Raw genomic sequence first — 23,311 nt, forward strand, 5'->3', positions numbered from 1 at the left:
GCCCACCCTACAAGTTTTTGATACAAGTAGGGTGGGCAACGTTCTGTGTACTATAATACACATTTGAACCAAACTGTTTTTGCCCACCCTACAAGTTTTTGATACAAGTAGGGTGGGCAACGTTCTGTGTACTATAATAAACATTTGAACCAAACTGTTTTTGCCCACCCTACAAGTTTTTGCTGTTTTTGCCCACCCTACAAGTTTTTGATACAAGTAGGGTGGGCAACGTTCTGTGTACTATAATACACATTTGAACCAAACTGTTTTTGCCCACCCTACAAGTTTTTGATACAAGTAGGGTGGGCAACGTTCTGTGTACTATAATACACATTTGAACCAAACTGTTTTTGCCCACCCTACAAGTTTTTGATACAAGTAGGGTGGGCAACGTTCTGTGTACTATAATACACATTTGAACCAAACTGTTTTTGCCCACCCTACAAGTTTTTGATACAAGTAGGGTGGGCAACGTTCTGTGTACTATAATAAACATTTGAACCAAACTGTTTTTGCCCACCCTACAAGTTTTTGCTAACTGCTAAATTGCTCGCCAGTATCTAGATTGAATAGCATTTGTAACGATTCCATGGCCAGCCGTCGAGTTTCAATATCTTGCTGTGCTCGTAATTGCACCATCGGGTCATGAAGGATTTTGTTAACAATCCCTCTGGTTAGGGCTTCGATCACTTCTTGATGTTTTTCGGCAAATTCTGACCCGAGACGGGATAGGGCTTTCTCTAGCTCTTGCTCACGAATTGTTTCGACCTTGCTGCGCAAGCTACTAATGGTAGAAACGGTTTCGAGGGAACGCCACCAGATGTCAAAGGCTGCCACATCTTCTTCCAAGAGTTCTTGTGCTTCCATCGCCATCTTACGACGGCTTTCCTGATTCTGTGCTACCACTGCTTTTAAGTCATCCACGTTGAATGAGTGGACAGTCTCTAGCTCATCAACATCCGCTGCCACATTACGAGGCACAGAAATATCAATTAGCATTAAGGAATGGCTTGTCTGCAACACTCCTTCTAAATTAGACCGAGTCAGCAGTGGTTCCGTAGCACCGGTGCTAGTAAATACGATATCTGACTGAGCAACCACTGTCATCATATCTGACAAGGAATGCAGTTGTAGATCCGCTTTGGGAAATGCTTTGGCTAACTCTTCAGCCCGTTTGGTGGAACGATTCAGAATTGAGATATCTACGGCACCTTTGGCCAGCAAATGTTTAACCAGCAAGCGCGACATCTTGCCAGCACCGATAATTGCTATTTTATAGGGCGTCAAAGAGGTGCCATAAAGGGTTTCTACCTTCTGCTGAGCTAACTCTACCGCTGCTGAGCTAATGGAGACCGCCCCAGTGCCAATACTGGTTTCCGTGCGAACTCGCTTACCGGCAGTAATTGCTTGTTTAAACAGTTTATTAAGTAGACGTCCGATTCCCTTGTGTTGCTGACCAAGTTTATGGGTGGTTTTGACCTGAGCTAGAATCTGCCCTTCTCCTAAGACTAGGCTATCTAGACCTCCAGCAACCCGCATTAAGTGCATGACTGCATCATGATACAACAGAATAAATAGGTGGGGGCGCAACTTGGCTAGAGGAATGCCAGCTTTTTCTGTCAGAAACTGGCACAATTCTCGAATTCCTGCATCAGTTTCGGTGGTGACTATATAAACTTCCAACCGATTACAAGTACTCAGTATCGCTACCTCTTCAATATGAGGATAGCTACATAAGTGGGGCATCACAGTCTCTAACTGGGCTTCTGGAATGCTCAGTTTTTCTCTGACTTCAACCGGTGCTGTCTTATGGCTCAGACCTACTACGGCAATATTCATGTTTTTGATAAGGAGGTTTGATGGGAGTGTTAGTTATAGAAGTTATCAAAAAGGTGAGTAACTTTTGTACTTGATTTTAGGGAGTAGGGAGTAGGGAATAGGGAGTAGGGAGTAGCGATGCAGCGCGGTCTTGGGGAGGCAGCGCGGTCTTGGGGGTCTCCCCCATGAGCGACTGCCGTGGTTTCCCCCATGAGCGACTGCATCAAGACGGGAGTAGGGAAAAAATATTGTGTACTTTATTAGGATTAAAACCGTTATCTTAGTAATTCTTTATCGGTTTGTTGGTACAAATGTTTTCTACAAATCCTTCCTAAAACGAACTTGAAGGAAGGGTTAAACTAGGTTTTTCACCTTCCTTCAAGTTTGAACTACTGTTGCTAGGGCGTGTTTTCAAAGTTTTCTGCAAGATTATGATCCCCCCCAGCCCCCCTTAAAAAAGGGGGGAGCCATACTCAAAGTCCCCCTTTTTTAAGGGGGACCCACGGGGGATCTCCGAGGCAAGAAGAGACGCCCTAACCGCAACAGGGGTAAGCATTCAGCTGACGGCTGTTCGCTGACGGCTGACAGCTGAATGCTTACCTACAGGGTTAAAACCCTCTTCCTAAGAGTTAGCTCAATTGGATATACTTGGGCTGTTCAAACATATGAACGGTGTCCACAAACCGAGCGGTCTTGGACTGACTTGAAATAACTAGGCTTTGAGTCCGTGCTCCACCTTGGAAGAACCGAACCCCTTCCATCAGGGTTCCTGGGGTGATACCACAAGCAGCAAACAGTACGGTTTCACCAGAGGCTAGTTCTTCAGCATTGTAAACCTTATCGGGATCGGTAATCTTCATGCTTGCGAGCCGTTCAATGTTGCTTTCTTTGCTTTCCCCAATCAGACCAGTTTTCACGATGGCGGGATCGTAGATCAGCTGACCTTGGAAGTGTCCCCCTAAGGCACGCATTGCTGCTGCTGAGATTACCCCTTCTGGGGCAGCACCGATGCCCATCAAGGCATGGATATTGGTACCAGAAAAGGCACAGGAGATGGCGGCGGAAACATCACCGTCACTAATCAGTCGCACCCGAGCACCAGCTCCCCGGATTTCGTTGATCAAGTCCTTGTGACGGGAACGGTCCATCACAACTACCACCAGTTCATCAATGGAGCGCTCTAGACAATCGGAGAGGATTTGCAGATTTTCCGTTGCGGACTTGTTGATATCTACATGATTCTTGGCTTGGGGTGGTGCTGCCAGCTTCTTCATGTAGAAGTCAGGAGCAGCAAATAGACCGCCCTTCTCGGAAATAGCTAGCACTGCCATGGAACCGTTTTGGCCATAGGCCACTAGGTTGGTGCCTTCACAGGGGTCAACCGCAATATCAATTTCTACCAGCTCATCTGGGTTACAGAAGTTGGCAGCATCCTCTTGGGTACAAATCCCAACTTCTTCACCAATGTAGAGCATGGGAGCATCATCCCGCTCCCCTTCTCCAATTACAATCCGACCCCGCATATAGATCTTGTTCATCCGCTCCCGCATAGCTTCTACAGCCACTTGGTCAGCAGTGTTTTTCTCCCCTTTACCCATCCATTTGGCGGATGCGATCGCAGCTTTTTCTACGACTTCTATAATTTCTAAACCTAGTGTATTTTCCAAAGCGCCCGTTCTCCCAAAAGCTAGATGAGCTTATTTTCTTAATTATTTGTTTACAGTTCTTAAGTCTATCAGAGCGTGGTATCTCGTAGAAGGGAACAGGGAATAGGGAATAGGGCACAGGGACTGAAATCCTTGTTTACTCTGGGGTTTGGGTGTGTGGAAACGGATGCGATCGCATCATCCTAGGGAATCGGGAATCGGAACCCACCCCTAACCCCTCCCAGGAGGGGAACGGGAATCGGGAATCGGGAATCGGAACCCACCCCTAACCCCTCCCAGGAGGGGAACGGGAATCGGGAATCGGGAATCGGAACCCACCCCTAACCCCTCCCAGGAGGGGAACGGGAATCGGGAATCGGGAACAGGGGGCGTTGCGTCAGTCTTCGCGCTGAATAGCAGTAGAGTGGGCATCCTGCCCGCATGAAAATGTAGAGTGGGCATCCTGCCCGCGTGACAATGTAGAGTGGGCATCCTGCCCGCGTGAAAATCAGCATGAAACTGGCAAGATGCCAGTTCTACGCCTGATGCCCATTCCACACAACTCTTCAAACAATCAGCATGAAACTGGCAAGATGCCAGTTCTACGCCTGATGCCCATTCCACAGGTGCGACCCAAGGCCGGGTTCCCCGGCCATTGGAAAGCGCACCTACTCTTCAAATCATTCCATTTCCCCCCTTATTAAGGGGGGTTAGGGGGGATCACCCATCCTGCCTCTTAAACCAAGGACCCACCACCTGGATCAATCTAGTCAATGCTCCCACTAAAACTGCGATCGCTAAAATCATTTCCGCTGGACTATCCCCATCTTTGAGCCAGAGAGCAGGATTTTCCATGAGGGGCTGTGGTTGTTCGACTAATGCTATAGTGTCAACTCCTTGATTATCAAGTACTTGCTGTTTGATGTCATTCATGGTACTGCTTCGATTTCCTAACTGAAACCATGGTGACCTGGGGGTGGTGTCCAAACGCAACAGTTAGTTGAGGGAAGCTACAACCACCGTGTATCAAAGCTAGACTAGTTGAGGGTAGCTTCTTCAATTGAGGGAAAACCTACCCTAACCCTCAACTTTTTTTCTTTGCCCATTCCCGAATAGCATGGCAAGACGTACTTACGGTCCTAAAGTTAAAAACAGAGCACTGCGTCTATTTGAAGCATTAGTTTCCTTTGCTCAAGACATCGCTAATCAGGGGAATCCAGATATTAAATTCCGTTGGATAGAGAAAACCTCAACTAATCCAAAACTAGTAATTGAAACTCAGACCAGATATTTAATCGAACTCACCAAGGACGATAACTATCCAAGTAGTCTCAGCAAGGCTCAAGTAGTAGAAGCCTTGCAGCGGATGGAAGACTTCTTAGGAATTTTAGAAGACAACCGTGTCAAGAAGAAGGGAAAGGATGAAAGGCATTTTACCCTGACACTCTACTGCCAAGACCTAGCCAAAAATCTAGAACTATTTAAGCAAGAGTGGGAGAATAAACGACCAGAGAAATCGAAACAGCAATCCCTACCAACTGCTACTACTCCTGCCAAAACCTGCCAAGCCCTTCGCCCTAAGCCAGGGGTTCCTTTCCAAGCCCCACCCCTACCAGCTTACTTTATCCAGCGCCCAGAGGTAAGCCAATCCCTGAAGCAATCCTTACTGTCAGAGCAGACAGCTAAGACCGGAACTCTGGTGGTTAGCGCTATTTATGGTTTAGGGGGGATTGGTAAATCTACCTTGGCTGCTGCCATTGCCAATGATCCAGAGGTACAGACTCATTTTCCCGATGGTATTCTGTGGGCAACCTTGGGTCAGCAGCCAGACTTGCTGTCTTTCCTGAGCAGTTGGATCCAAGCACTGGGAGACCATGACTACAAACCGACTAATACTAATGCTGCTTCTAGACATTTACAAACCTTGCTCTATGACAAGGCTACCCTGCTAGTTGTAGATGACCTTTGGAACCCAGACCATGTGCAACCGTTTCGGATTGGTGGTGCTAAGTGCCGATTGTTAGTGACGACTCGTGAAGCTCAAATTGTCGGAGTGACTCGCTATGATTTGGATGTGATGAATCCCTCACAAGCCTTAGCCTTACTGGAAGAGTATGGGGGTTCTAAACTCAAGGGGTCAGACCGTAAACAAGCCCAAGCCCTAGCCAAAACTGTGGGCTACTTACCTCTAGCCCTGGAATTAGCAGCAGCACAAATAGCCGATGGTATTTCCTGGCAGGAGTTACTGACTGACCTACAAAAGGAAATTGCCCTGTTGGAAACCTTAGATTTACCTGGTGCCCAAGAGATTGATCAAAAGCGACGCAAGCACTACAGCCTAGTGGCATCCTTTAATCTCAGTCTACGACGACTACCACCAGGAAAATTTCAGCAGTTTGCCTGGTTTGGTGTCTTGCCAGAAGATGTCTCCATTACTCCCGCTTTAGGCACAACCTTGTGGGATGTTGGTGCTAGGGAGGCCAGAAAGACCTTACAGTATTTTAAATCTAAGGCTCTACTGCTCTCTGGTAAATCCACTAATGAGACTCCCACCTATCAGCTCCATGACTTAGTTCATGACATGGCGCGTCGGTTGCTAACTGCTGAACCAGCTACAGGGCAAGAGGTGAGCTTACCGGGTTTAGGATTAACCTGGCCCCAAGCCCATGGTCAACTCCTAGAGCGCTATCGCCAAAAAACCCAAAACGGTTTATGGCACACCCTACCGGACGATGGCTATAGTCACAGTTATCTGACCTGGCATTTAGAAAAAGCGGATTGGGTAGAGGAAGTACACCAACTGCTGCAGGAGGAAACAGAAGCTGGACGCAATGGTTGGTATCAAAGCTGTGAACGTCTGGATAAACTAGGGGGCTTTGTCAAAGATCTAGCCAAGGCTTGGCAGTTAGCAGAACAGGCTTTTTCTTCTTCACCAACTCGTTCTATTAGTTTGCAGTGCCGTTATGCCTTGATGGTGTCTTCTATCAATAGTTTGCTAGGGCATATTCCAGGAGAGTTGATGGCAGCCCTGGTAGAGAAAAAGATCTGGACTCCAGTTCAGGCTTTGGCTTACCTTCAATACATACAAGATCCTCATAATCGAGCAGAAGCACTAAAAGAGGTCGCACCAAAGTTACCGGAAACATTACTCTCAGAAGCCCTCAAAATCGCACAGGCCATTACCGATGATAGTTACCGAGCCTATGCCCTGAGTTACCTAGCACCATATTTACCGGAAAGTCTACTCTCAGAAGCCCTAGAAGTGGCACGGGCACTTACCAACAACAAATACCGAGCCGATGCCCTGAGTGAACTAACACCACGTTTGCCGGAAATCTTATCAGAAGCCCTAGAAGTGGCACGGGCCATTACCAATGATAGAGACCGAGCCTATGCCCTGAGTGACCTAGCACCACAGCTACCGGAAATCTTATCAGAAGCCCTAGATGCGGCACGGGCCATTACCAATGATAGAGACCGAGCCCATGCCCTGAGTGACCTAGCACCACAGTTGCCTCAAATCCTACCAGAAGCCCTAGAAGCCGCACGAGCCATTACCGATGAATCAGACCGAGCCTATGCCCTCAGAGCACTAGCACCACAGTTCCCGGAAATTATACCAGAAGCCCTAGAAGCCGCACGAGCCATTACCAATGAGTCATACCGAGCCTATGCCCTGAGTGGACTAGCGCCACAGTTGTCGGAAAGCTTGCTCCCACAAGCCCTAGAAGCAGCACGGGCCATTACCAATGATAGAGACCGAGCCGATGCCCTGAGTGGACTAGCACGACATTGGCCGGAAATCTTACCAAAAGCCCTAGAAGCAGCACGAGCCATTACCAATGATAGAGACCGAGCCTATGCCCTGAGTGAACTAGCACCACAGTTGCCCGAAATTATACCAGAAGCCCTAAAAGCGGCACGAACCATTACCAATCAGTCCAGCCGAACCCATGCCCTGGGAAAACTAGCACCAGAGTTGCCCGAAAGCCTACTCCCACAAGCCCTAGATATGGCACGAGCCCTTACCGATGATAGAGACCGAGCTATAGTCCTGAGTAAACTAGCACCACAGTTGGGGGAAAGCCTACTCTCAGAAGCCCTAGAAGTGGCACGGGCCATTACCGATCACACAGACCGAGCTGGTGCTCTGAGTGAACTAGCACCACAGTTGCCTCAAATCCTACCAGAAGCCCTAGAATTAGCACGAGCCATTACCGATCACAAAGACCGAGCCGATGCCCTCAGAGCACTAGCACGACAGTTGCCGGAAATCTTACCAGAAGCCCTAGAGGCGGCACGAGCCATTACCGATCACACAGACCGAGGCCTAGCCCTGATTGGACTAGTACCCAATTTGCCGGAAACCCTCCTCCCACAAGCCCTAGAAATGGCACGATCCCTTAGCGATGAGTGGATCCGAGCCAATGCCCTGATTGAACTAGTACCCAATTTGTCGGAAATCCTACCAGAAGCCCTAGAAGCCGCACGAGCCATTACCGATCAGTCCAAACGAGCCTATCCCCTGAGTAAACTAGCACGACATTTGCCTCAAATCCTACCAGAAGCCCTAGAAGCCGCAAGGGCCATTACTGATGAGTGGATCCGAGCCAATGCCCTGAGTGACCTAGCACCACAGTTGCCTCAAATCCTACCAGAAGCCCTAGAAGCCGCACGGGCCATTACCGATGATTGGAGCCGAGCCAATGCCCTGATTGGACTAGTACCAGATGTTCCGCAAAGCCTACTTCCAGAAGTCCTACAAATGGCACAAGCAATTCAGTCTGAGTATCACCGAGCCTATGCTTTCAGTGGACTAATCAAAAATCCAGGCTTATCCCTCCAAGATGACGTTTCCCTTTGGCAAGAGTTTATTCACACCTTGGCTTGTCACGATCGCCAGGGGTTCTTAGAAGACCTGGTTAATCTCAGTCCAACTATTATCTCTTTGGGAGGCAAGGAAGCTCTGGCTGCAATTGTTGAAGCGATTAAGGATGTCAGTCGGTGGTGGCCCTAGATCAGAATTAAAAAGCTTTGAAAATCGCGGTTTTATGAATTATTTATCTATGGTTTTTGTAACCATTATTACAACCATTGCTAGATAGTGTTTAAAAACAATAAATCAAACCAAATAGTGATTTATAATAAAGTAAGCATTCAGCATTCAGCCGTTGGCCGTAGGCCACGCTACGCGAACAGCATTCAGCTTAAAATAAACCTATAACGATAAAATTTAATAGTTCGAGATTAATGAGTAGTTAAAGTTTGGGTAGTCCATGGATCATGGCACAGGTTTCGAGCCTGATAGCTGATAGCTAATAGCTGATAGCTGATAGCTGACATATAAACACCAAAACTTATCCTATTTCTTTCCTTTTTCTTAAGTTAAACTATACCCTAACCATGCTATATCGTTAAATAGGATTCAACAACATAGGATTAACCAACAATGCTGGATTTTCTCAATCCCATCCTAGGACGCAAGCCAGAACAGATGAAAGCCAATGTGGAAATTTACACCTGGCAAGCCTGCCCCTTCTGTATCCGAGCCAAGCTATTGCTATGGTGGAAAGGGGTTGACTACACCGAGTATAAAATCGATGGGGACGACAATGCCAGAAACCAGATGGCGGAACGAGCCAACGGAGGTCGAACGGTACCCCAAATTTTTATCAATAACCAACACATTGGCGGTTGCGATGAGTTGTATGATTTAGACGGTAAGGGACAATTGGAGTCTTTGCTAACTCAGGCAGCGGGCTAATTTTTAGGTTGAAGGTTAGTTGGTTGAAAGTTGAAGGTTGGAGGTTAGTTGGTTGGAGGGTTAAGGTTGAAGGGTTAGTAAGCATTCAGTAGGTTGAAGGTTGAAGGCGTAGGGTGTGTTAGGGGCGGACTTGCCCTTATTTTTCGCCTCGTAGCCAGGGTTGAGATAGTCTGCCCCGTAACGCACCACCAAAAGGCTGGCCCTGATTTTCCACCTCTTTGCCAGTTTTGGGAAAGCCTGTCCGAGGCAGGAAACGGGCAAGATGCCCGTTCCACCCACCGGGTCAAACAGTAACAATCGGATACAGTTGAAAGTTAATTGGTTGAAGGTTAGTTGGTTGCAGGGTTAAGGTTGAGTGGTTAAGCTTTCAGGGTGAATCAAGATAGTGAAACAGGAAAGTAACAAGCGAGAGTTAGCCACCTAATTTATTGGGTGGGCGTGGAGCGTGCCGGGATTTATCCCGGCTATCGTGTTTAAGGTAGTTTTCCATTCCTTCCTAGGTACTCCATGAACTCAGACAAGCTCAAGCCAGAAGACTCTGCCATATTTTTAATATTTCCCCAAGCTATTTTTGTAACCTTAACACTGTAAGTCTTTTTGCTTTCCTCATAGATACTTGGTCTCCCGACTCTTCTCTTTTTTTCTGGCATATGTTTGACCCATTCATTACGGTAGTATATAATTAAATTAGCACAGCAAAAGGTCGATGCAATATGTATGGTTGTCAACAACATTTAATAACTACGACACCTGATAATAGAGCAATTATCGAGTTTATCTGTTCAGAAGCTAACAAGTTAACTAACTGCGGGATTTATTACTGCCGTCAATTGTTGTTCAAAGCTGGAAGGTATCTTACAAATGCCGATCTGGATAAGATAATGAAGACAAATCATCACTTCAAGGCAATGAGGTCAGCTTGTGCTCAGCAGACACTACACGGAGTAATAGAATCCTTTAAGTCTTACAAAGCCTTAAACAAGCTATATAAGAAAGGTCAGCTAGCAAACAAGCCTAGAGTTCCTAATTATAGAAAAAAGGGGGGATTGGCTGTTGTTAGCTATCCGGCTAGATGGGTGAAGCTGATAAAGGGTCAGCTTAAGTTTACTCTAGGAAAACAGATTAAAGCATGGTTTGGGATAGACCATTTCCTTCTACCTATGCCTTCCAATATTGACTACAAAGCGATAAAAGAGTATCGATTTGTACCAAGAAACGGGTGCTTGTATCTAGAGTTCGTCTATGAGAGAACAGCTCCTGAAGCAGTTACTCAAACAGGTGAAGTCTTAGGGATTGATCCTGGTTTAAATAACTGGTTAACCTGCGTGTCTACTACAGGTAAGTCGTTTATATTAGATGGAAGAAAAGTTAAGTCTCAAAACCAGTGGTACAACAAGCGTGTAGGTGCTATCAAAAAGGGTAAAAGTAGAGACTACTGGGACGAACATCTAGCTTTTTTGATTGAAAAGCGAAATCGACAAATGCGAGACAACGTAAATAAAGCCGCTAGATTCATAGTTAACTGGTGCTTAAGGAATAACGTTAGTACAGTCGTATTTGGTTGGAACAAGCGCAACAAAGACAGCATCAATATTGGAAAAAAAAATAATCAGCAGTTTGTTCAGATACCTACTGCTAAATTAAAAAGTCGGATAGAACAGCTATGTATTGAGTACGGTATCAAATTCGTTGAGACTGAAGAAAGTTACACCAGCAAGGCTAGCTTTTTAGACCGTGATTTTTTGCCTACACTTGGTGGAAAACCCGTTCGCGAAGCGTGCCCTTCGGGCTTGGGGTGGAAAGAAAGTGGGAGAAGAGTTAGACGTGGGCTTTACAAGTCTGGAAAGGGCGAATTGATAAATGCTGACTGCAACGGAGCAGCCAACATTCTTCGCAAAGTATCGACACAGCTAGAGTTTTCTCTGGCCGAGGTCGGAAGGGCAGTTTTGAACCTGCCACAACGATACAAGCTGGACTCTCTATCTAGATCGTATCGTGAAGCGTTGCGCAGAGGTGCGACCCATGGCGAATTTAATTCGCCTATGGAAAGCGCACCAAGCGTGGTTTTAACCCGCGAAGCAACATCCGCTTAGAATCCATGTGGTTTCAACCCGTGGAGAGTTCAAGCTGAAGTATTATTCTTTACTGGTGGTAACCAGTGCGACTACGTTGAGAATTTCCAGGGCACAGACCTTCATAATGCGATCGCTTATGTGCTTGATAAAGGTGGCGCTATTGGTGGAACCAGTCTTGATTAATATTATAAAATCTATAACTTAGATTAATTACTATAAACCCCAAAGTTAGGTATTGAAATTAACAATTGAAAATTTAAAATAGCAATTACCAATTAATCCTTATACCCCTATTTCCCCACGCTTCCCTCTCTTCCCTGCTCCCTGCTCCCTACTCCCTGCTCCCTACTCCCTACTCCCTACAATGGAAGTACCTAACCCGATTGATAACTGCTATCTCATCCATCGCAAATGGATGACTGTTGCCATAGAAATTGCCCAGAAAGCTGGTGAAGCCGGTGAGGTACCAGTGGGTGCAGTGATTGTAGACAGTGAAGGTAAGTTAATTGCGACAGGAGAGAATCGCCGAGAGCGGGACAAAGACCCCACTGCTCATGCGGAAATCCTGGCACTCCGTGCTGCTGGTCAAAAGCTGCAAACCTGGCATCTTAATACCAGCACCCTATACGTTACCTTGGAACCTTGTCCCATGTGTGCCGGAGCGATTATCTTAGCACGACTCGGTCTTCTGGTTTATGGTGTAGATGATCCTAAAACTGGCAGCATTCGCACCGTTGCTAATCTTCCTGATAGTGCTTGTTCTAATCATCGGTTGCCAGTTTTAGGGGGAATTATGGAATCGGTTTGTCGGGAACAGTTGCAATCTTGGTTTGCCGAGCGACGCAAAAGACCGTAAGCTATCAGCTATCAGCTATCAGCTATCAGCTATCAGCTATCAGCTATCAGCTATCAGCTATCAGCTATCAGTTTATGGGCGCTTGGGCAAGCTACACCCAATAGCTTTTGAATAAGCGATGCAGTTGCTCACGGGGGTTTCCCCCATGAGCAACTGCATCCAGAAAACAGGTAAGCCTTAGTTTAATAATCTGAGTAAAGTCACAGCGTCAAAGTCTATGGCACAAAGCTGTTCGCGCAGCGTGGGCCAAAAGCCCACGGCTGACGGCTGACGGCTGACGGCTGACGGCTGACGGCTGACGGCACCTCAAGCAGCACCTCAAGTAGCGCATATGCTTACCTTCAGCCACGCCATTAATAGCTTCAGTATCCATAGGGAACAGATCAGGGCATGACACCACAAGAAGTGTCCTGTGAGTGTCAGATATTGAGATCGAAACCACATACAGTAGAACTGAAGGTTAAGGATTTAGGACAAACCCTTGATCATTGATAGTTTAGCTCTACTTGCAGTAAGTAGGATTGAGCAATGACAACAACGCTAAAACATACTTCTGATTATGGTAACGATCACGGTAACGCCATCAAAACCATGTCTGTAGATTCTGGTATTTGCCACGGGTTAACTAACATTATCTATCCCTTAGCACGGCGTGTTGTTATTCCGTTTCATTTTGGTCAACTTACCGTAACAGGGCAAGAGAACGTTCCTAAAACAGGTCCTGTTATTTTAGCTCCCACCCATCGCTCTCGTTGGGATGCGTTAATGGTTCCTTACGCCGTTGGCAAACCTGTAACCGGACGTGACTTGCGGTATATGGTCTCAGCCAATGAAATCTATGGCATACAGGGTTGGTTTATCCGTCGTCTAGGAGGGTTCCCCGTAGATACTGGACGTGGAGGAATTAGCAGTATCCGTCACACTGTCGAACTCCTGAGCAATGGCGAAGTACTGGTAATGTTTCCTGAAGGCAATATTTTCCGTAATGGTGAAGTAAACCCCTTAAAACCTGGTATGGCTCGTATTGCCTTGCAGGTAGAATCATCTCACCCTGGTATTGGTCTCAATATTGTACCGATTGCTCTTAATTATAGCCAGCCTATTCCTAAATGGGGTTGTGACGTCAAAGTGACTGTTGGATCTGCGATTAGTGTAGGAGATTATTCTACCAAGTCAGTTAAAAAAGGAGCTGCACAGCTTACCCATGACCTATATACAGCCATGACTAACTTAGACAGGAGTTATAGCGCTACGCGCAAGTCAGAAGTCAGAAGTCAGAAGTCAGAAGTCAGCTTAGACTAAGTTTCGGAGTTTAGCAATGTCAAACATCTCAATGCGTAGTGCTATATGGAGAAAACTGTTCCAAAGAAAAGCTCCTGTAAAGTACAGGAGCCTTAAAAATCACTTAGCTTTTAGTTAGCCATTAATTAGCCATTAATTAGACTTTACTTAGTGTGATTTACCATTGAGTTATTAACTCAATCCCATCACCTAGTCAAGGTCAGGCATTTCAAGTACTGCCTCAGTGTCACGGTCAATACCTTTCTCGAATCCAGCCGCAGCAGCCCGTGCGCGACCAGCGTGCCAGAGGTGACCAACTAGGAAGAAGAAGGCCATTACAAAGTGGAAACTAGCCAACCAAGCACGAGGGTTGACATAGTTGAAGGAATTTGCCTCAGTAATAATGCCACCTACAGAGTTGATGGAACCGTTAGGAGCATGGGTCATGTACTCAGCAGCACGACGTAGCTGCCAAGGCTGAATGTCATTTCTGAGCTTGTTAACATCCAGACCATTGGGACCCCGTAGAGGCTCCAACCACGGACCTTGGAAGTCCCAGAAGCGCATGGTTTCACCACCGAAGATGATTTCACCAGTAGGAGAGCGCATCAGGTATTTACCCAGACCAGTAGGCCCTTGGGAAGACGCAATGTTAGCACCTAGGCGTTGGTCACGGGCTAAAAACACGAAAGACTGAGCTTGAGACGCTTCAGCATTAGTAGGGCCATAGAACTCGCTAGGATAAGCGGTGTTGTTGAACCACACGTAGCAAGAGCAAATGAAGCCCATCATGGACAAGGCACCTAAGCTGTAGGAGAGGTAAGCTTCTCCAGACCAGACAAAGGCACGACGAGCCCAGCCGAAGGGTTTAGTCAGAATGTGGAATACACCACCAAAGATGCAGATCAGACCAATCCAGATATGACCGCCAATGATGTCTTCCATGTTGGCGACACCAATAATCCAACCTTCTCCACCGAAGGGAGCATCGACTAAGTAGCCGAAGATCACACCGGGGTTCAGGGTTGGGTTGGTGATCAAACGAACCGCACCACCACCGGGTGCCCAAGAGTCATAAACACCGCCGACGAACATGGCCTTGATCACCAGCAAGAAGGCACCCAATCCTAAAATGATCAGGTGGAACCCGATGATACTAGTCATCTTGTTCTTGTCCTTCCAGTCGTAACCAAAGAAGTTAGAATAATTTTCTAAGGCTTCAGGACCACGAACGGCGTGATAAATACCGCCGAAGCCCAATACGGCAGAAGAAATCAGGTGTAGGACACCAATAACAAAGTAGGGGAAAGTGTCAACAATTTCGCCACCAGGACCAACACCCCAACCCAAAGTAGCCATGTGAGGGATTAGAATTAATCCTTGCTCGAACACAGGCTTTTCGGGAATGTAGTGAGCAACCTCAAATAGGGTCATTGCGCCAGCCCAGAAAACGATCAGGCCAGCATGGGAAACATGAGCTCCCAGCAACTTACCAGAGAGGTTGATCAGACGGGCATTACCAGACCACCAGGCGAAACCGGAAGATTCTTGGTCACGATTGCCCGCAACCATACCAACATTATTAGAGAGCGTTACCACGCGGTAGTACCTCCTCAGGGAACTCAAAGTTTTGGTGAGGTTGGTCTGCCGGAGCCATCCAAGCCCGGAGACCCTCATTTAGCAAAATGTTCTTAGTATAGAACGTCTCAAATTCTGGATCTTCTGCTGCCCGGATTTCCTGGGACACGAAGTCATAGGCTCGCAGGTTCAATGCTAAACCTACAATTCCTACTGCACTCATCCACAAGCCAGTTACTGGCACAAACAGCATAAAGAAATGCAGCCAGCGCTTGTTGGAGAAGGCAATGCCGAAGATTTGAGACCAGAACCGGTTAGCGGTGACCATTGAGTAGGTCTCTTCCGCTTGGGTCGGGTTGAACGCCCGGAAGGTATTGGCTTTGTCACCATCCTGGAACAGGGTATTTTCCACCGTTGCCCCATGAATGGCACACAGCAGAGCACCACCGAGTACCCCAGCTACGCCCATCATGTGGAAGGGATTCAGTGTCCAGTTGTGGAAGCCTTGCAGGAACAGGATGAAACGGAAGATACCCGCTACTCCGAAGCTAGGAGCAAAGAACCAGCTGGACTGTCCCAACGGGTACATCAGGAACACGCTGACAAATACTGCAATCGGCGCACTGAATGCGATCGCGTTGTAGGGTCTAATGCCTACTAGACGAGCAATTTCAAATTGCCGCAGCATGAACCCAATCAGACCAAATGCTCCGTGGAATGCTACGAAGCTCCACAACCCTCCTAGTTGGAACCAGCGAGTCAAGTCTCCTTGGGCTTCTGGTCCCCACAACAGCAGTAGGGAATGTCCCAGACTGTTGGGAGGAGAGGACACTGCTACGGTCAGGAAGTTACAACCTTCTAGGTAAGAAGATGCTAAGCCGTGGGTGTACCAAGAGGTTACAAAGGTGGTACCAGTTAGCCAGCCCCCTAACGCCATGTAGGCACAGGGGAACAACAGAATGCCGGACCAGCCGACGAATACAAAGCGATCGCGCTTGAGCCAGTCATCGAGGATGTCAAACCATCCTCTGGTGCTGGGGGCGCGTCCTACTGCTACTGTCATAGATTCAAATCCTCATACATATAACGATTTGCAAGGATTCAAAATTGGGACGCTTTTACGTCTTTTTAGCGACACTTCCACCCTTTTAGAGGTGGATTTCCCTTAGATTTCAGTGAGGCAAGAGTCACTTTCCTCTTACAGGATGGTCTTTTAACGGGATCCCACAGGCTATCAGGTTAGGCTGTGGTCACTTAATGTTTCTTAAACTATCACGCAGTTAAACCCTTGACTTGATTCTCCCATAAGGAGAGTTGGGTTACAAACGTTACATACAATAATAATAAATACCAAAAATTTTACAAAATTACACATACTCCTCAGATTTTTTTGAGATTTGGTGTCAAAAGTTACATAATTTCCCTGTCTTGGTCAAAAATGTGATACAAGTTCTAGATGAGCTCGCTGGAGTATCCATAACTTACTGATTTACTCTCGGTCCTCAGCACTATTGTCAAGTCAGATTTCATAGAGGCAACCACATCTTCTCATGGCAGCATCCACCAACCAACTGGAAAACCTGGTACTTCGACAATCGGTTCTTGGCTCTCGCCGTTTGAGCAACTATTTAGTGGCAGGAGCTGTATCTATAGGAGGTATAGGCTTTTTCCTGGCAGGGCTTTCGAGTTATCTCAACATGGATCTACTCCCGATTGGAGATGCAACCAACCTAATTTTTATCCCTCAGGGAGTAGCAATGGGTTTCTATGGCGTTGCTGCGCTGTTGCTATCTCTCTACCTATGGCTAACCATTTATTGGGATATCGGCGGAGGCTACAATGAATTTAACCAAGAAACAGGTATGGTCAGAGTAGTGCGGTCTGGCTTTCCCGGTAAAAACCGTGAAGTCGAATTCAGTTGCCGTACAGAAGATGTCCAGTCGATTCGAGTAGACATCAAAGAGGGTCTAAATCCACGCCGAGTCCTCTACGTGCGCACTAAGGATCGTCGGGAAGTTCCTCTGACTCGTGTCGGTCAACCCATCTCCCTTTCGGAATTAGAAAATCAGGGAGCAGAGCTGGCTCGTTTCTTAGGAGTTCCCTTGGAAGGGTTGTAAATTCCTAGGTGGCACACTCCCCCATCAAGTTGCTTCCTGCTTAAATAAAGCTTCTTAAATAATTCAGTAGTATAGGCTACAGAAACCTAGAAAGTTAACAAGATAATGAGAATAAATATCCGGCGCTGGCTATCGGTGATTTTAGTAGTGTTAGGTCTGGTAATAGCAGGATGCAGCAACCCAATGGCAAACTCAACGGAATCATCAACTCCCCAAAACAACCCTACTCCTGCTGAAACCACCAGCAATCCCCAATTCAGCAATTTACCCCGACTAGACAACAAAGCTACTGTTGAGCTGAGGGTAAAAGGCTCACCGATTACTATTGAAGTGGATGGAACCAATGCCCCGATTACAGCTGGCAACTTTGTGGATCTGGTTCAAAAGGGTGTTTATGACGGACTAGTGTTTCACCGAGTGGTAAGGGAACCTCAACCATTTGTTGTCCAAGGTGGTGATCCCCAAGGAAAAAATCCAAAATTCCCAGTAGAGCTTCTGGGCACAGGGGGGTTCATAGATCCACAAACGAAGGAAACTCGCTACATCCCACTAGAAATTAAGCCGAAGGGGGCAGAGGAACCGATATACAGAAAAACCTTTAAGGTAGCCGGAATTAATAGTGATCCTCAGTTGACTCATACTCGTGGTGCTGTTGCCATGGCTCGTTCCCAAATGCCAGACTCAGCCTCTTCACAGTTTTACTTTGCCCTAGCAGAACTGCCTTTCTTGGATGGGGACTATGCTGTATTTGGCTATGTCACTAAAGGTATGGATGTGGTAAACAAAATTCAGCAAGGCGATCGCATTGAATCAGTCAAGGTCATTCAAGGCATCGAAAACCTGAAGAAAGCTGAAGATAAAGAATAACGATCTTTCAACGAATCCGTGCAGGTATGCGTTACTGGGATTGGATTAGTATCTGCTTTAGGCAACCTCAAACCCAGTTGGCAGCATTTGCTAAACGGTGAGTCAGCTATTAGCTGGTATCAACCCTTCGCCAATTTATCACCTCTACCGTTGGCTATGATTGGTAAGACACCAGCTTCTATTGAACAGCTGACCTACCAGGTTGTAGCAGATGCTCTTGAAGATGCTAAATTAACCATCCCTCTCAAGGATTGTGGTGTGGTGATTGGTTCCAGTCGTAGCTGTCAGGCGGCTTGGGAGCAACTAGCCCAGGAACAGATGACTAGTCAGAGCAAACTCGACACCGAACCAGAGTATAAGCGATTCGATATCTTAAATGAGACCTTAACTCTAGAGCATTGGTTAGATACTCTACCCCATCAACCAGCTATTGCTGCTGCCCATTACATCGGTTCCTTTGGGCCAGTCCTAGCACCAATGGCAGCTTGTGCAACAGGAATTTGGGCGATCGCTCAAGGATTTGAATTGATTCAAACTGGTCAATGCCAACGAGTCATTGCTGGTGCTGTAGAAGCACCAATTACTCCTCTAACCCTAGCCGGATTTACTAAAATGGGGGCTCTAGCAAAAACTGGTGCTTACCCCTTTGACAAGCAACGTCAAGGCTTGGTGTTGGCAGAGGGAGGTTCTGTCTTGGTATTGGAGTCAGAGGATTTGGCTCGTCGTCGAGCCGCCCCTATCTATGGAAAATTACTGGGGTTTGGCTTAACCTCGGACGCTTATCATGTCAGTAAACCTAACCCAAATCGACAGAGTGCGATCGCAGCTATCAAACAATGTCTAGACCGCAGCCACCTATTTCCTAAAAATATTGATTATATCCATACCCACGGTACCGGAACCAAACTTAATGACCAGAATGAAGCGGAGCTGATTCAGCAGCTATTTCCCCAAGGGGTGGCAATCAGTTCTACCAAAGGAGCCACCGGTCACACTCTTGGTGCTTCTGGAGCCATTGGTACTGCTTTGTGTCTAATCGCTTTAAAACACCAAACCTTACCCCCTTGTATTGGGTTGAGGGAACCGGAATGGGATTTGGATTTCGTAACTATAGCGCGTCAGTGCCAAGTCAGGCAGGCACTATGTTTTAGCTTTGGTTTCGGGGGGCAAAATGCAGTAACCGCTTTAGGAATACCCAGGAATTGCCGACATTAACCCACAATAATATCGTATAGGTGATATCGTTAAGGAAACATTAAGTTTAATTAAATATACAAAACCAATCCCCTTGGGATTTAGGTTAAATCGACTTCATGCCGCAATTAGGAGCAACCCATAATAGTTATGATGTCCAACCAATCCCTTTCCTCTGACCAATATTGTGATCAGTCCAAGGATGACTATCCCCAGCACTTGGACAAGCCAGAGGAAGCTTGCGGAGTCTTTGGTATCTATGCACCAGAGCAAGATGTCGCTAAGCTGACTTACTTTGGTCTATTTGCCCTACAGCACCGAGGTCAGGAATCATCAGGGATTGCTACCTTTGATGACAAGCAGCTCCATGTCTACAAAGATATGGGGCTAGTCTCCCAGGTCTTTAATGAAGAAATTTTGGATCAGCTACCTGGTCAGATTGCCGTTGGTCATAACCGCTATTCTACCACTGGTTCTAGCCATATCGCCAATGCTCAACCAGCCGTGGTGGAAACTCCCTTAGGACCGTTGGCTTTGGCTCATAACGGTAACTTGGTCAACACTATCCAATTACGTGATGATTTACTCAAGCATAACTCTAACTTGATGACCACTACCGATTCAGAACTAATCGCCCTAGGGATCGCTGCAGAGGTTAACCATGGCAAAGGGTGGTTGGAGGCAGCAATGAGTGCCTTTCAATCTTGCCAAGGAGCGTTTAGTTTAGTGATTGGCACACCGGATGGATTAATGGGTGTTCGTGACCCCAATGGCATTCGCCCTCTAGTGATTGGCACCTTAGGTGGCAATTCTGGGGGCTACGTCCTGGCATCAGAAACCTGTGGTTTAGATATTATCGGTGCTGACTATCTGCGGGATGTGGAACCGGGAGAATTAGTCTGGATTAATGACGAAGGCATTGCTTCCTTCGACTGGAGTCAAAAGCCAGAGCGCAAAGTTTGTATCTTTGAGATGATTTACTTTGCTCGCCCTGATAGCATCATGGATGATCAAACTGTGTTTAGCTATCGGTTACGCCTAGGGCGTCAGCTGGCAAAAGAGTCAACACCAGATGCGGACATGGTGATTGCTGTACCCGATTCCGGTGTCCCGGCAGCTATCGGCTTTTCCCGAGAGTCCGGTATTCCTTACGGAGAGGGACTGATTAAAAATCGCTATGTAGGTCGCACCTTTATCCAACCCACTCAGAGTATGCGAGAAACTGGCATCCGAATGAAACTTAATCCCCTCAAAGATGTCTTAGTTGGTAAACGAGTGGTACTAGTAGATGACTCCATTGTTCGAGGAAACACCAGCAGCAAACTTATCAAAGCTTTGCGTGATGCAGGTGTAGCTGAAGTACATATGCGAGTCTCCTCGCCCCCAGTCACTCATCCTTGCTTCTTTGGAATAGACACCGATAACCAAGAGCAACTGATTGCCGCCACCAAGTCAGTAGCAGAAATAGCCAATTATATTGGTGTGGATTCCCTCGCTTATCTGAGTTGGGAGGGAATGATGCTAGCCACAAGGAAAGACTCCAAGAGTTTCTGCTCTGCTTGTTTCACAGGTCATTACCCTGTTCCCCTTTCAGAAGAACTCAAGCGTTCTAAATTGATGCTGGAAGAGGTACAGGTTTGAAGGTAAAAGAAAAAAGGTAAAAGGTGGCACCACACCCATAACAGGGTGAATAAATTCTCCCGATCCCTTTGCCTTTTTCCTGCCCCCCGATCTTTGGGGGGATAAGGGCAGCCTTGATGATACTGTTGGCGGCTTAGTAAATTTATTGAGGTTGCCAAGGCTGATCATCCCCTAAAGTTAAGAAATTCTACACGAGCTCTGCTAATGCCCACCATTGTTCAATACATAGGTTATTATTATCACTGAGTGGTTATTATTATCACTGAGTGATTAAAAACGATTATGGGTGAAGCAAAACGCCGGAAAGCAGCACTGGGAGAAGACTACGGGAAAGAAGCCAACATATTTCCATGGCTCCCGATAACTAAAAGTCAGGGTGAGCAGTTTGTTAAATGGACGACTAGGGGAGCTTGGGCTGGTATTGTCTTTATGATTGTATTCTGGCTAACGGTGAGATTTATAGGACCGGCATTTGGTTGGTGGCAAGTAAATTAACATCTAAGGCTCGCTAATAACACGGAACTATCGGTTGTGCTTGAACCGGTAGTTAGGTTAGTTAAAGAATTTCCATAAACATATAGAAACTACTAATGTATATCCCTTGACTCATGAAAATTATGACAAGGGAGCCAATTTGCCTTGACCGACAGGTTAATTTTGGGATAGAACAAGGCAAGAGATTAAGGAAAAGATTGACAAGAGTCTATTTCTTAGAAAAATCCCCCAATTTTATCCTGATTTATCTTGAAACATGAAGATTAAATTTTTAAGAAAGAATAGAAGCTCTAAAATCTAGGAGTGGTGTTTGGAGAACAGAAGTGTTTATACGACTTGCAGAGGAGCACCGTCAATTTGTCCGAGATTTAGTAATGAATCTACAGGCGTTGGCAATTGTACTAGAAAACCAAGGCTATTTAGCCTCCTGCTACACCTGTGGTGGGCAGATGAATAGCGCATCGTTTATGGTTAGCTTGGGGGACAATCACCTGATTCGATTTTTGGTTTCAGATTACGGGATCACTTGGACTGAAATGCGCGATGACCGAGAGCTGATGAAGTTGGAAGGTGCTGAAGCAATTGGTCAACTACAAGATCTCGCCAATCTGGTTAAATACCGAATTCGTCCTTCAGAATCTCACCCTGCCCTTAAGTTACCAGTGCCGTGACCTTAGAACTGAGTAAGGCAAAACAGGAATCCAACCAGGATTGGTAAACACAGATTCCTAAATACAGATAGATAGCACAGTTTTATCCATATAATCCTGTCCATCTGTGTTTTGATCAACATCAACAGCGAAAGGGAAAAATTGATGGCTGGCTAATTGGTGGCTGGCTAATTGAGTGTTGAAGGTTAACTGTTAACTCTCAACACTCAACTTGAAATACTTCATCCAAAGCAAAAGCCCATAGAGTGCTTTACCAAAGGTTAAGACCGACGGCTAAGAGGTAGTACCAAATTGTCTGTCATCAAAGCAGTACAGGGGGATAATTTGAGCTTTTTCCTGGACAGCTTGATAGAGTGGTTCATGGTCATGGATCCGTAAATCGTTGCGATACCAGATCAGGATAAGTTTTTGATTCACAGTGGCTGAGGTCGGTTCTGTTTGATTTTGCCAAGATCCACGAAAGCACGAAAATGCCATTAGGCCGTAGTCCTTATGTCATCTGATGGTTAGGGGTGCTTTTTGAAGTTGCAGATTTTTGTAGTCCGATTGGATGGCATGCTGCAACTGCTGTAGCTGTGCGCTAGTAGTGCATTTTTCCACTTTACCAGCGTCACCCTTACGGATCAATTGCTCTACTGTGTCTCGGCGTTCGCGTAGCGTGGCCTAAAGGCCATCGACAAACAGAACATCAGACCAGAGCTAGATTTTGAGAATCCATGATTCAGGAATGTCGGTAAGTATGGCAATTTGGCGCTTAGTAATGGGAAACTTCTTAGGCGCTTTGATGCGGCGAAATAAAACAGTGATTAGAGCCAAGAATTTGGTTTTATTGATGATTTGGTTGAGATAGGTGCTTTGTCATAGCGATCGCTGGCACAATGTCATCTACTGTGATGTCGAACATGAGGGTGAATCGAGCATCAGGTATTAAGCAGCGCAGTGCTTGTAGATGGGCTTCTGCTTGATTTCGGCGGCGAAAGCGAGGGACAACGATTCCCTGGCATTTAGGCAGATGGCGGATGATGCGCCAAGGAAATAGTTCATCTTTATAGCTCATTGATGCACTCCTAATTAATTGCTTGTTGTATTCTAAGAAAAGAAAGTTTTGTAGTCCCATCTTGATCCAACACAGTGATGGGCGATTTACAGACTTAATTCCACAGACTTAATTCCAATACATGTGTGTAATTATGTTCATTAAGTTATCAAGTGTCTATGCTTAAAATAAGCTTCTGATCTAACTTTGGTGTGTAGGCGATGAGCCCAAGCAATGAGAAGCACACAGACAAAACAAGGAGAATATAAAAT

23 protein-coding genes and 1 pseudogene are annotated in these 23,311 nt (G+C 46.3%); 12 read left to right on the forward strand and 12 right to left on the reverse strand.

The window, feature by feature from the left end; all coding sequences use genetic code 11:
* Positions 1-534 precede the first annotated feature (534 nt).
* The 5 genes from F6K64_RS31055 to F6K64_RS31075 form a co-directional block, all read right to left on the reverse strand.
* A complete protein-coding gene (locus F6K64_RS31055) occupies positions 535-1,839 on the reverse strand; it encodes a glutamyl-tRNA reductase (RefSeq protein WP_287267409.1) in 1,305 nt (434 codons plus the stop codon).
* A 29-nt stretch (positions 1,840-1,868) separates the two neighbouring features.
* Entirely contained in the window at positions 1,869-2,030 is a 162-nt protein-coding gene (locus F6K64_RS31060) for a hypothetical protein (RefSeq protein WP_154659766.1), read from the reverse strand.
* A 417-nt stretch (positions 2,031-2,447) separates the two neighbouring features.
* On the reverse strand, positions 2,448-3,485 hold the full coding sequence (gene glpX / locus F6K64_RS31065; protein ID WP_287257372.1) for a class II fructose-bisphosphatase: 1,038 nt from the start codon (positions 3,483-3,485) through the stop codon (positions 2,448-2,450).
* A 210-nt stretch (positions 3,486-3,695) separates the two neighbouring features.
* Entirely contained in the window at positions 3,696-4,088 is a 393-nt protein-coding gene (locus F6K64_RS31070; RefSeq protein ID WP_287267410.1) for a hypothetical protein, read from the reverse strand.
* A 96-nt stretch (positions 4,089-4,184) separates the two neighbouring features.
* Positions 4,185-4,397, reverse strand: coding sequence for a hypothetical protein (locus tag F6K64_RS31075; RefSeq protein WP_287267412.1), 213 nt, complete (start codon positions 4,395-4,397; stop codon positions 4,185-4,187).
* 184 nt (positions 4,398-4,581) lie between these two features.
* Here F6K64_RS31075 and F6K64_RS31080 point away from each other — a divergent pair, with 184 nt between their 5' ends.
* Both F6K64_RS31080 and grxC read left to right on the forward strand, forming a co-directional pair.
* Positions 4,582-8,481 carry an NB-ARC domain-containing protein gene (locus F6K64_RS31080; RefSeq protein ID WP_287267413.1) on the forward strand — a complete coding sequence of 1,300 codons (3,900 nt, stop codon included), beginning with the start codon at positions 4,582-4,584 and terminating at the stop codon, positions 8,479-8,481.
* A gap of 432 nt (positions 8,482-8,913) precedes the next feature.
* Positions 8,914-9,228: a glutaredoxin 3 gene (gene grxC / locus F6K64_RS31085; protein ID WP_071106879.1), complete on the forward strand. Its 315-nt coding sequence runs from the start codon at positions 8,914-8,916 to the stop codon at positions 9,226-9,228.
* A gap of 60 nt (positions 9,229-9,288) precedes the next feature.
* Here the strand turns inward: grxC and F6K64_RS31090 are convergent, their stop codons facing one another.
* Both F6K64_RS31090 and F6K64_RS31095 read right to left on the reverse strand, forming a co-directional pair.
* Entirely contained in the window at positions 9,289-9,525 is a 237-nt protein-coding gene (locus tag F6K64_RS31090) for a hypothetical protein (protein ID WP_008183295.1), read from the reverse strand.
* Positions 9,526-9,701: 176 nt separating this feature from the next.
* Positions 9,702-9,878 carry a hypothetical protein gene (locus F6K64_RS31095; protein WP_008183297.1) on the reverse strand — a complete coding sequence of 59 codons (177 nt, stop codon included), beginning with the start codon at positions 9,876-9,878 and terminating at the stop codon, positions 9,702-9,704.
* A gap of 63 nt (positions 9,879-9,941) precedes the next feature.
* On the opposite strand from F6K64_RS31095, the gene F6K64_RS31100 reads away from it, so the two are divergent.
* The 3 genes from F6K64_RS31100 (at position 9,942) to F6K64_RS31110 (ending at position 12,274) form a co-directional block, all read left to right on the forward strand.
* Positions 9,942-11,321, forward strand: coding sequence for an RNA-guided endonuclease InsQ/TnpB family protein (locus F6K64_RS31100; RefSeq protein WP_008183299.1), 1,380 nt, complete (start codon positions 9,942-9,944; stop codon positions 11,319-11,321).
* A gap of 346 nt (positions 11,322-11,667) precedes the next feature.
* Complete coding sequence (gene tadA / locus F6K64_RS31105) at positions 11,668-12,159, forward strand: tRNA adenosine(34) deaminase TadA (protein WP_287267415.1); 492 nt, start codon at positions 11,668-11,670, stop codon at positions 12,157-12,159.
* On the forward strand, positions 12,134-12,274 hold the full coding sequence (locus tag F6K64_RS31110) for a hypothetical protein (protein WP_287267416.1): 141 nt from the start codon (positions 12,134-12,136) through the stop codon (positions 12,272-12,274). The genes tadA and F6K64_RS31110 overlap by 26 nt, the downstream gene beginning before the upstream one ends.
* A 93-nt stretch (positions 12,275-12,367) precedes the next feature.
* Here F6K64_RS31110 and F6K64_RS31115 read toward each other — a convergent pair whose 3' ends face one another.
* Entirely contained in the window at positions 12,368-12,532 is a 165-nt protein-coding gene (locus F6K64_RS31115) for a hypothetical protein (RefSeq protein ID WP_287267417.1), read from the reverse strand.
* A gap of 218 nt (positions 12,533-12,750) precedes the next feature.
* Between F6K64_RS31115 and F6K64_RS31120 the strand changes: the two genes are divergently transcribed.
* On the forward strand, positions 12,751-13,461 hold the full coding sequence (locus F6K64_RS31120; protein ID WP_008183304.1) for a lysophospholipid acyltransferase family protein: 711 nt from the start codon (positions 12,751-12,753) through the stop codon (positions 13,459-13,461).
* A 189-nt stretch (positions 13,462-13,650) separates the two neighbouring features.
* Here the strand turns inward: F6K64_RS31120 and psbC are convergent, their stop codons facing one another.
* Both psbC and psbD read right to left on the reverse strand, forming a co-directional pair.
* On the reverse strand, positions 13,651-15,039 hold the full coding sequence (gene psbC, locus F6K64_RS31125) for a photosystem II reaction center protein CP43 (RefSeq protein ID WP_044492884.1): 1,389 nt from the start codon (positions 15,037-15,039) through the stop codon (positions 13,651-13,653).
* On the reverse strand, positions 15,023-16,081 hold the full coding sequence (gene psbD, locus F6K64_RS31130) for a photosystem II D2 protein (photosystem q(a) protein) (protein WP_008183309.1): 1,059 nt from the start codon (positions 16,079-16,081) through the stop codon (positions 15,023-15,025). The genes psbC and psbD overlap by 17 nt, the downstream gene beginning before the upstream one ends.
* A gap of 487 nt (positions 16,082-16,568) precedes the next feature.
* On the opposite strand from psbD, the gene F6K64_RS31135 reads away from it, so the two are divergent.
* From F6K64_RS31135 to F6K64_RS31160, 6 genes are all read left to right on the forward strand, one after another.
* A complete protein-coding gene (locus F6K64_RS31135) occupies positions 16,569-17,135 on the forward strand; it encodes a photosystem I assembly protein Ycf4 (RefSeq protein ID WP_008183311.1) in 567 nt (188 codons plus the stop codon).
* A gap of 105 nt (positions 17,136-17,240) precedes the next feature.
* A complete protein-coding gene (locus F6K64_RS31140; RefSeq protein WP_008183313.1) occupies positions 17,241-18,002 on the forward strand; it encodes a peptidylprolyl isomerase in 762 nt (253 codons plus the stop codon).
* 18 nt (positions 18,003-18,020) lie between these two features.
* Positions 18,021-19,217 carry a beta-ketoacyl-ACP synthase gene (locus tag F6K64_RS31145; RefSeq protein ID WP_008183315.1) on the forward strand — a complete coding sequence of 399 codons (1,197 nt, stop codon included), beginning with the start codon at positions 18,021-18,023 and terminating at the stop codon, positions 19,215-19,217.
* 132 nt (positions 19,218-19,349) lie between these two features.
* A complete protein-coding gene (gene purF / locus F6K64_RS31150) occupies positions 19,350-20,837 on the forward strand; it encodes an amidophosphoribosyltransferase (protein WP_008183318.1) in 1,488 nt (495 codons plus the stop codon).
* 282 nt (positions 20,838-21,119) lie between these two features.
* The gene (locus F6K64_RS31155; RefSeq protein WP_008183321.1) at positions 21,120-21,332 is read left to right on the forward strand and encodes a DUF2839 domain-containing protein; all 213 of its coding nucleotides are present in this window, start codon (positions 21,120-21,122) and stop codon (positions 21,330-21,332) included.
* 323 nt (positions 21,333-21,655) lie between these two features.
* Positions 21,656-22,003, forward strand: a complete 348-nt coding sequence (locus F6K64_RS31160) for a DUF1815 family protein (protein WP_044492888.1) — start codon at positions 21,656-21,658, stop codon at positions 22,001-22,003.
* A 276-nt stretch (positions 22,004-22,279) separates the two neighbouring features.
* On the opposite strand, the pseudogene F6K64_RS31165 reads toward F6K64_RS31160, so the two are convergent.
* Positions 22,280-22,480, reverse strand: a pseudogene (locus tag F6K64_RS31165) (deoxyribodipyrimidine photo-lyase); the annotation flags it as partial.
* Positions 22,481-22,829: 349 nt separating this feature from the next.
* Positions 22,830-23,060 (reverse strand): hypothetical protein, encoded by a 231-nt coding sequence (locus F6K64_RS31170; RefSeq protein WP_044492889.1) that lies wholly within the window; start codon positions 23,058-23,060, stop codon positions 22,830-22,832.
* Between the last annotated feature and the right edge of the window lie 251 nt (positions 23,061-23,311).

This window comes from Moorena sp. SIO3A2, from assembly GCF_010672265.1.
GTDB classification, from domain to species: Bacteria; Cyanobacteriota; Cyanobacteriia; order Cyanobacteriales; family Coleofasciculaceae; genus Moorena; species Moorena producens.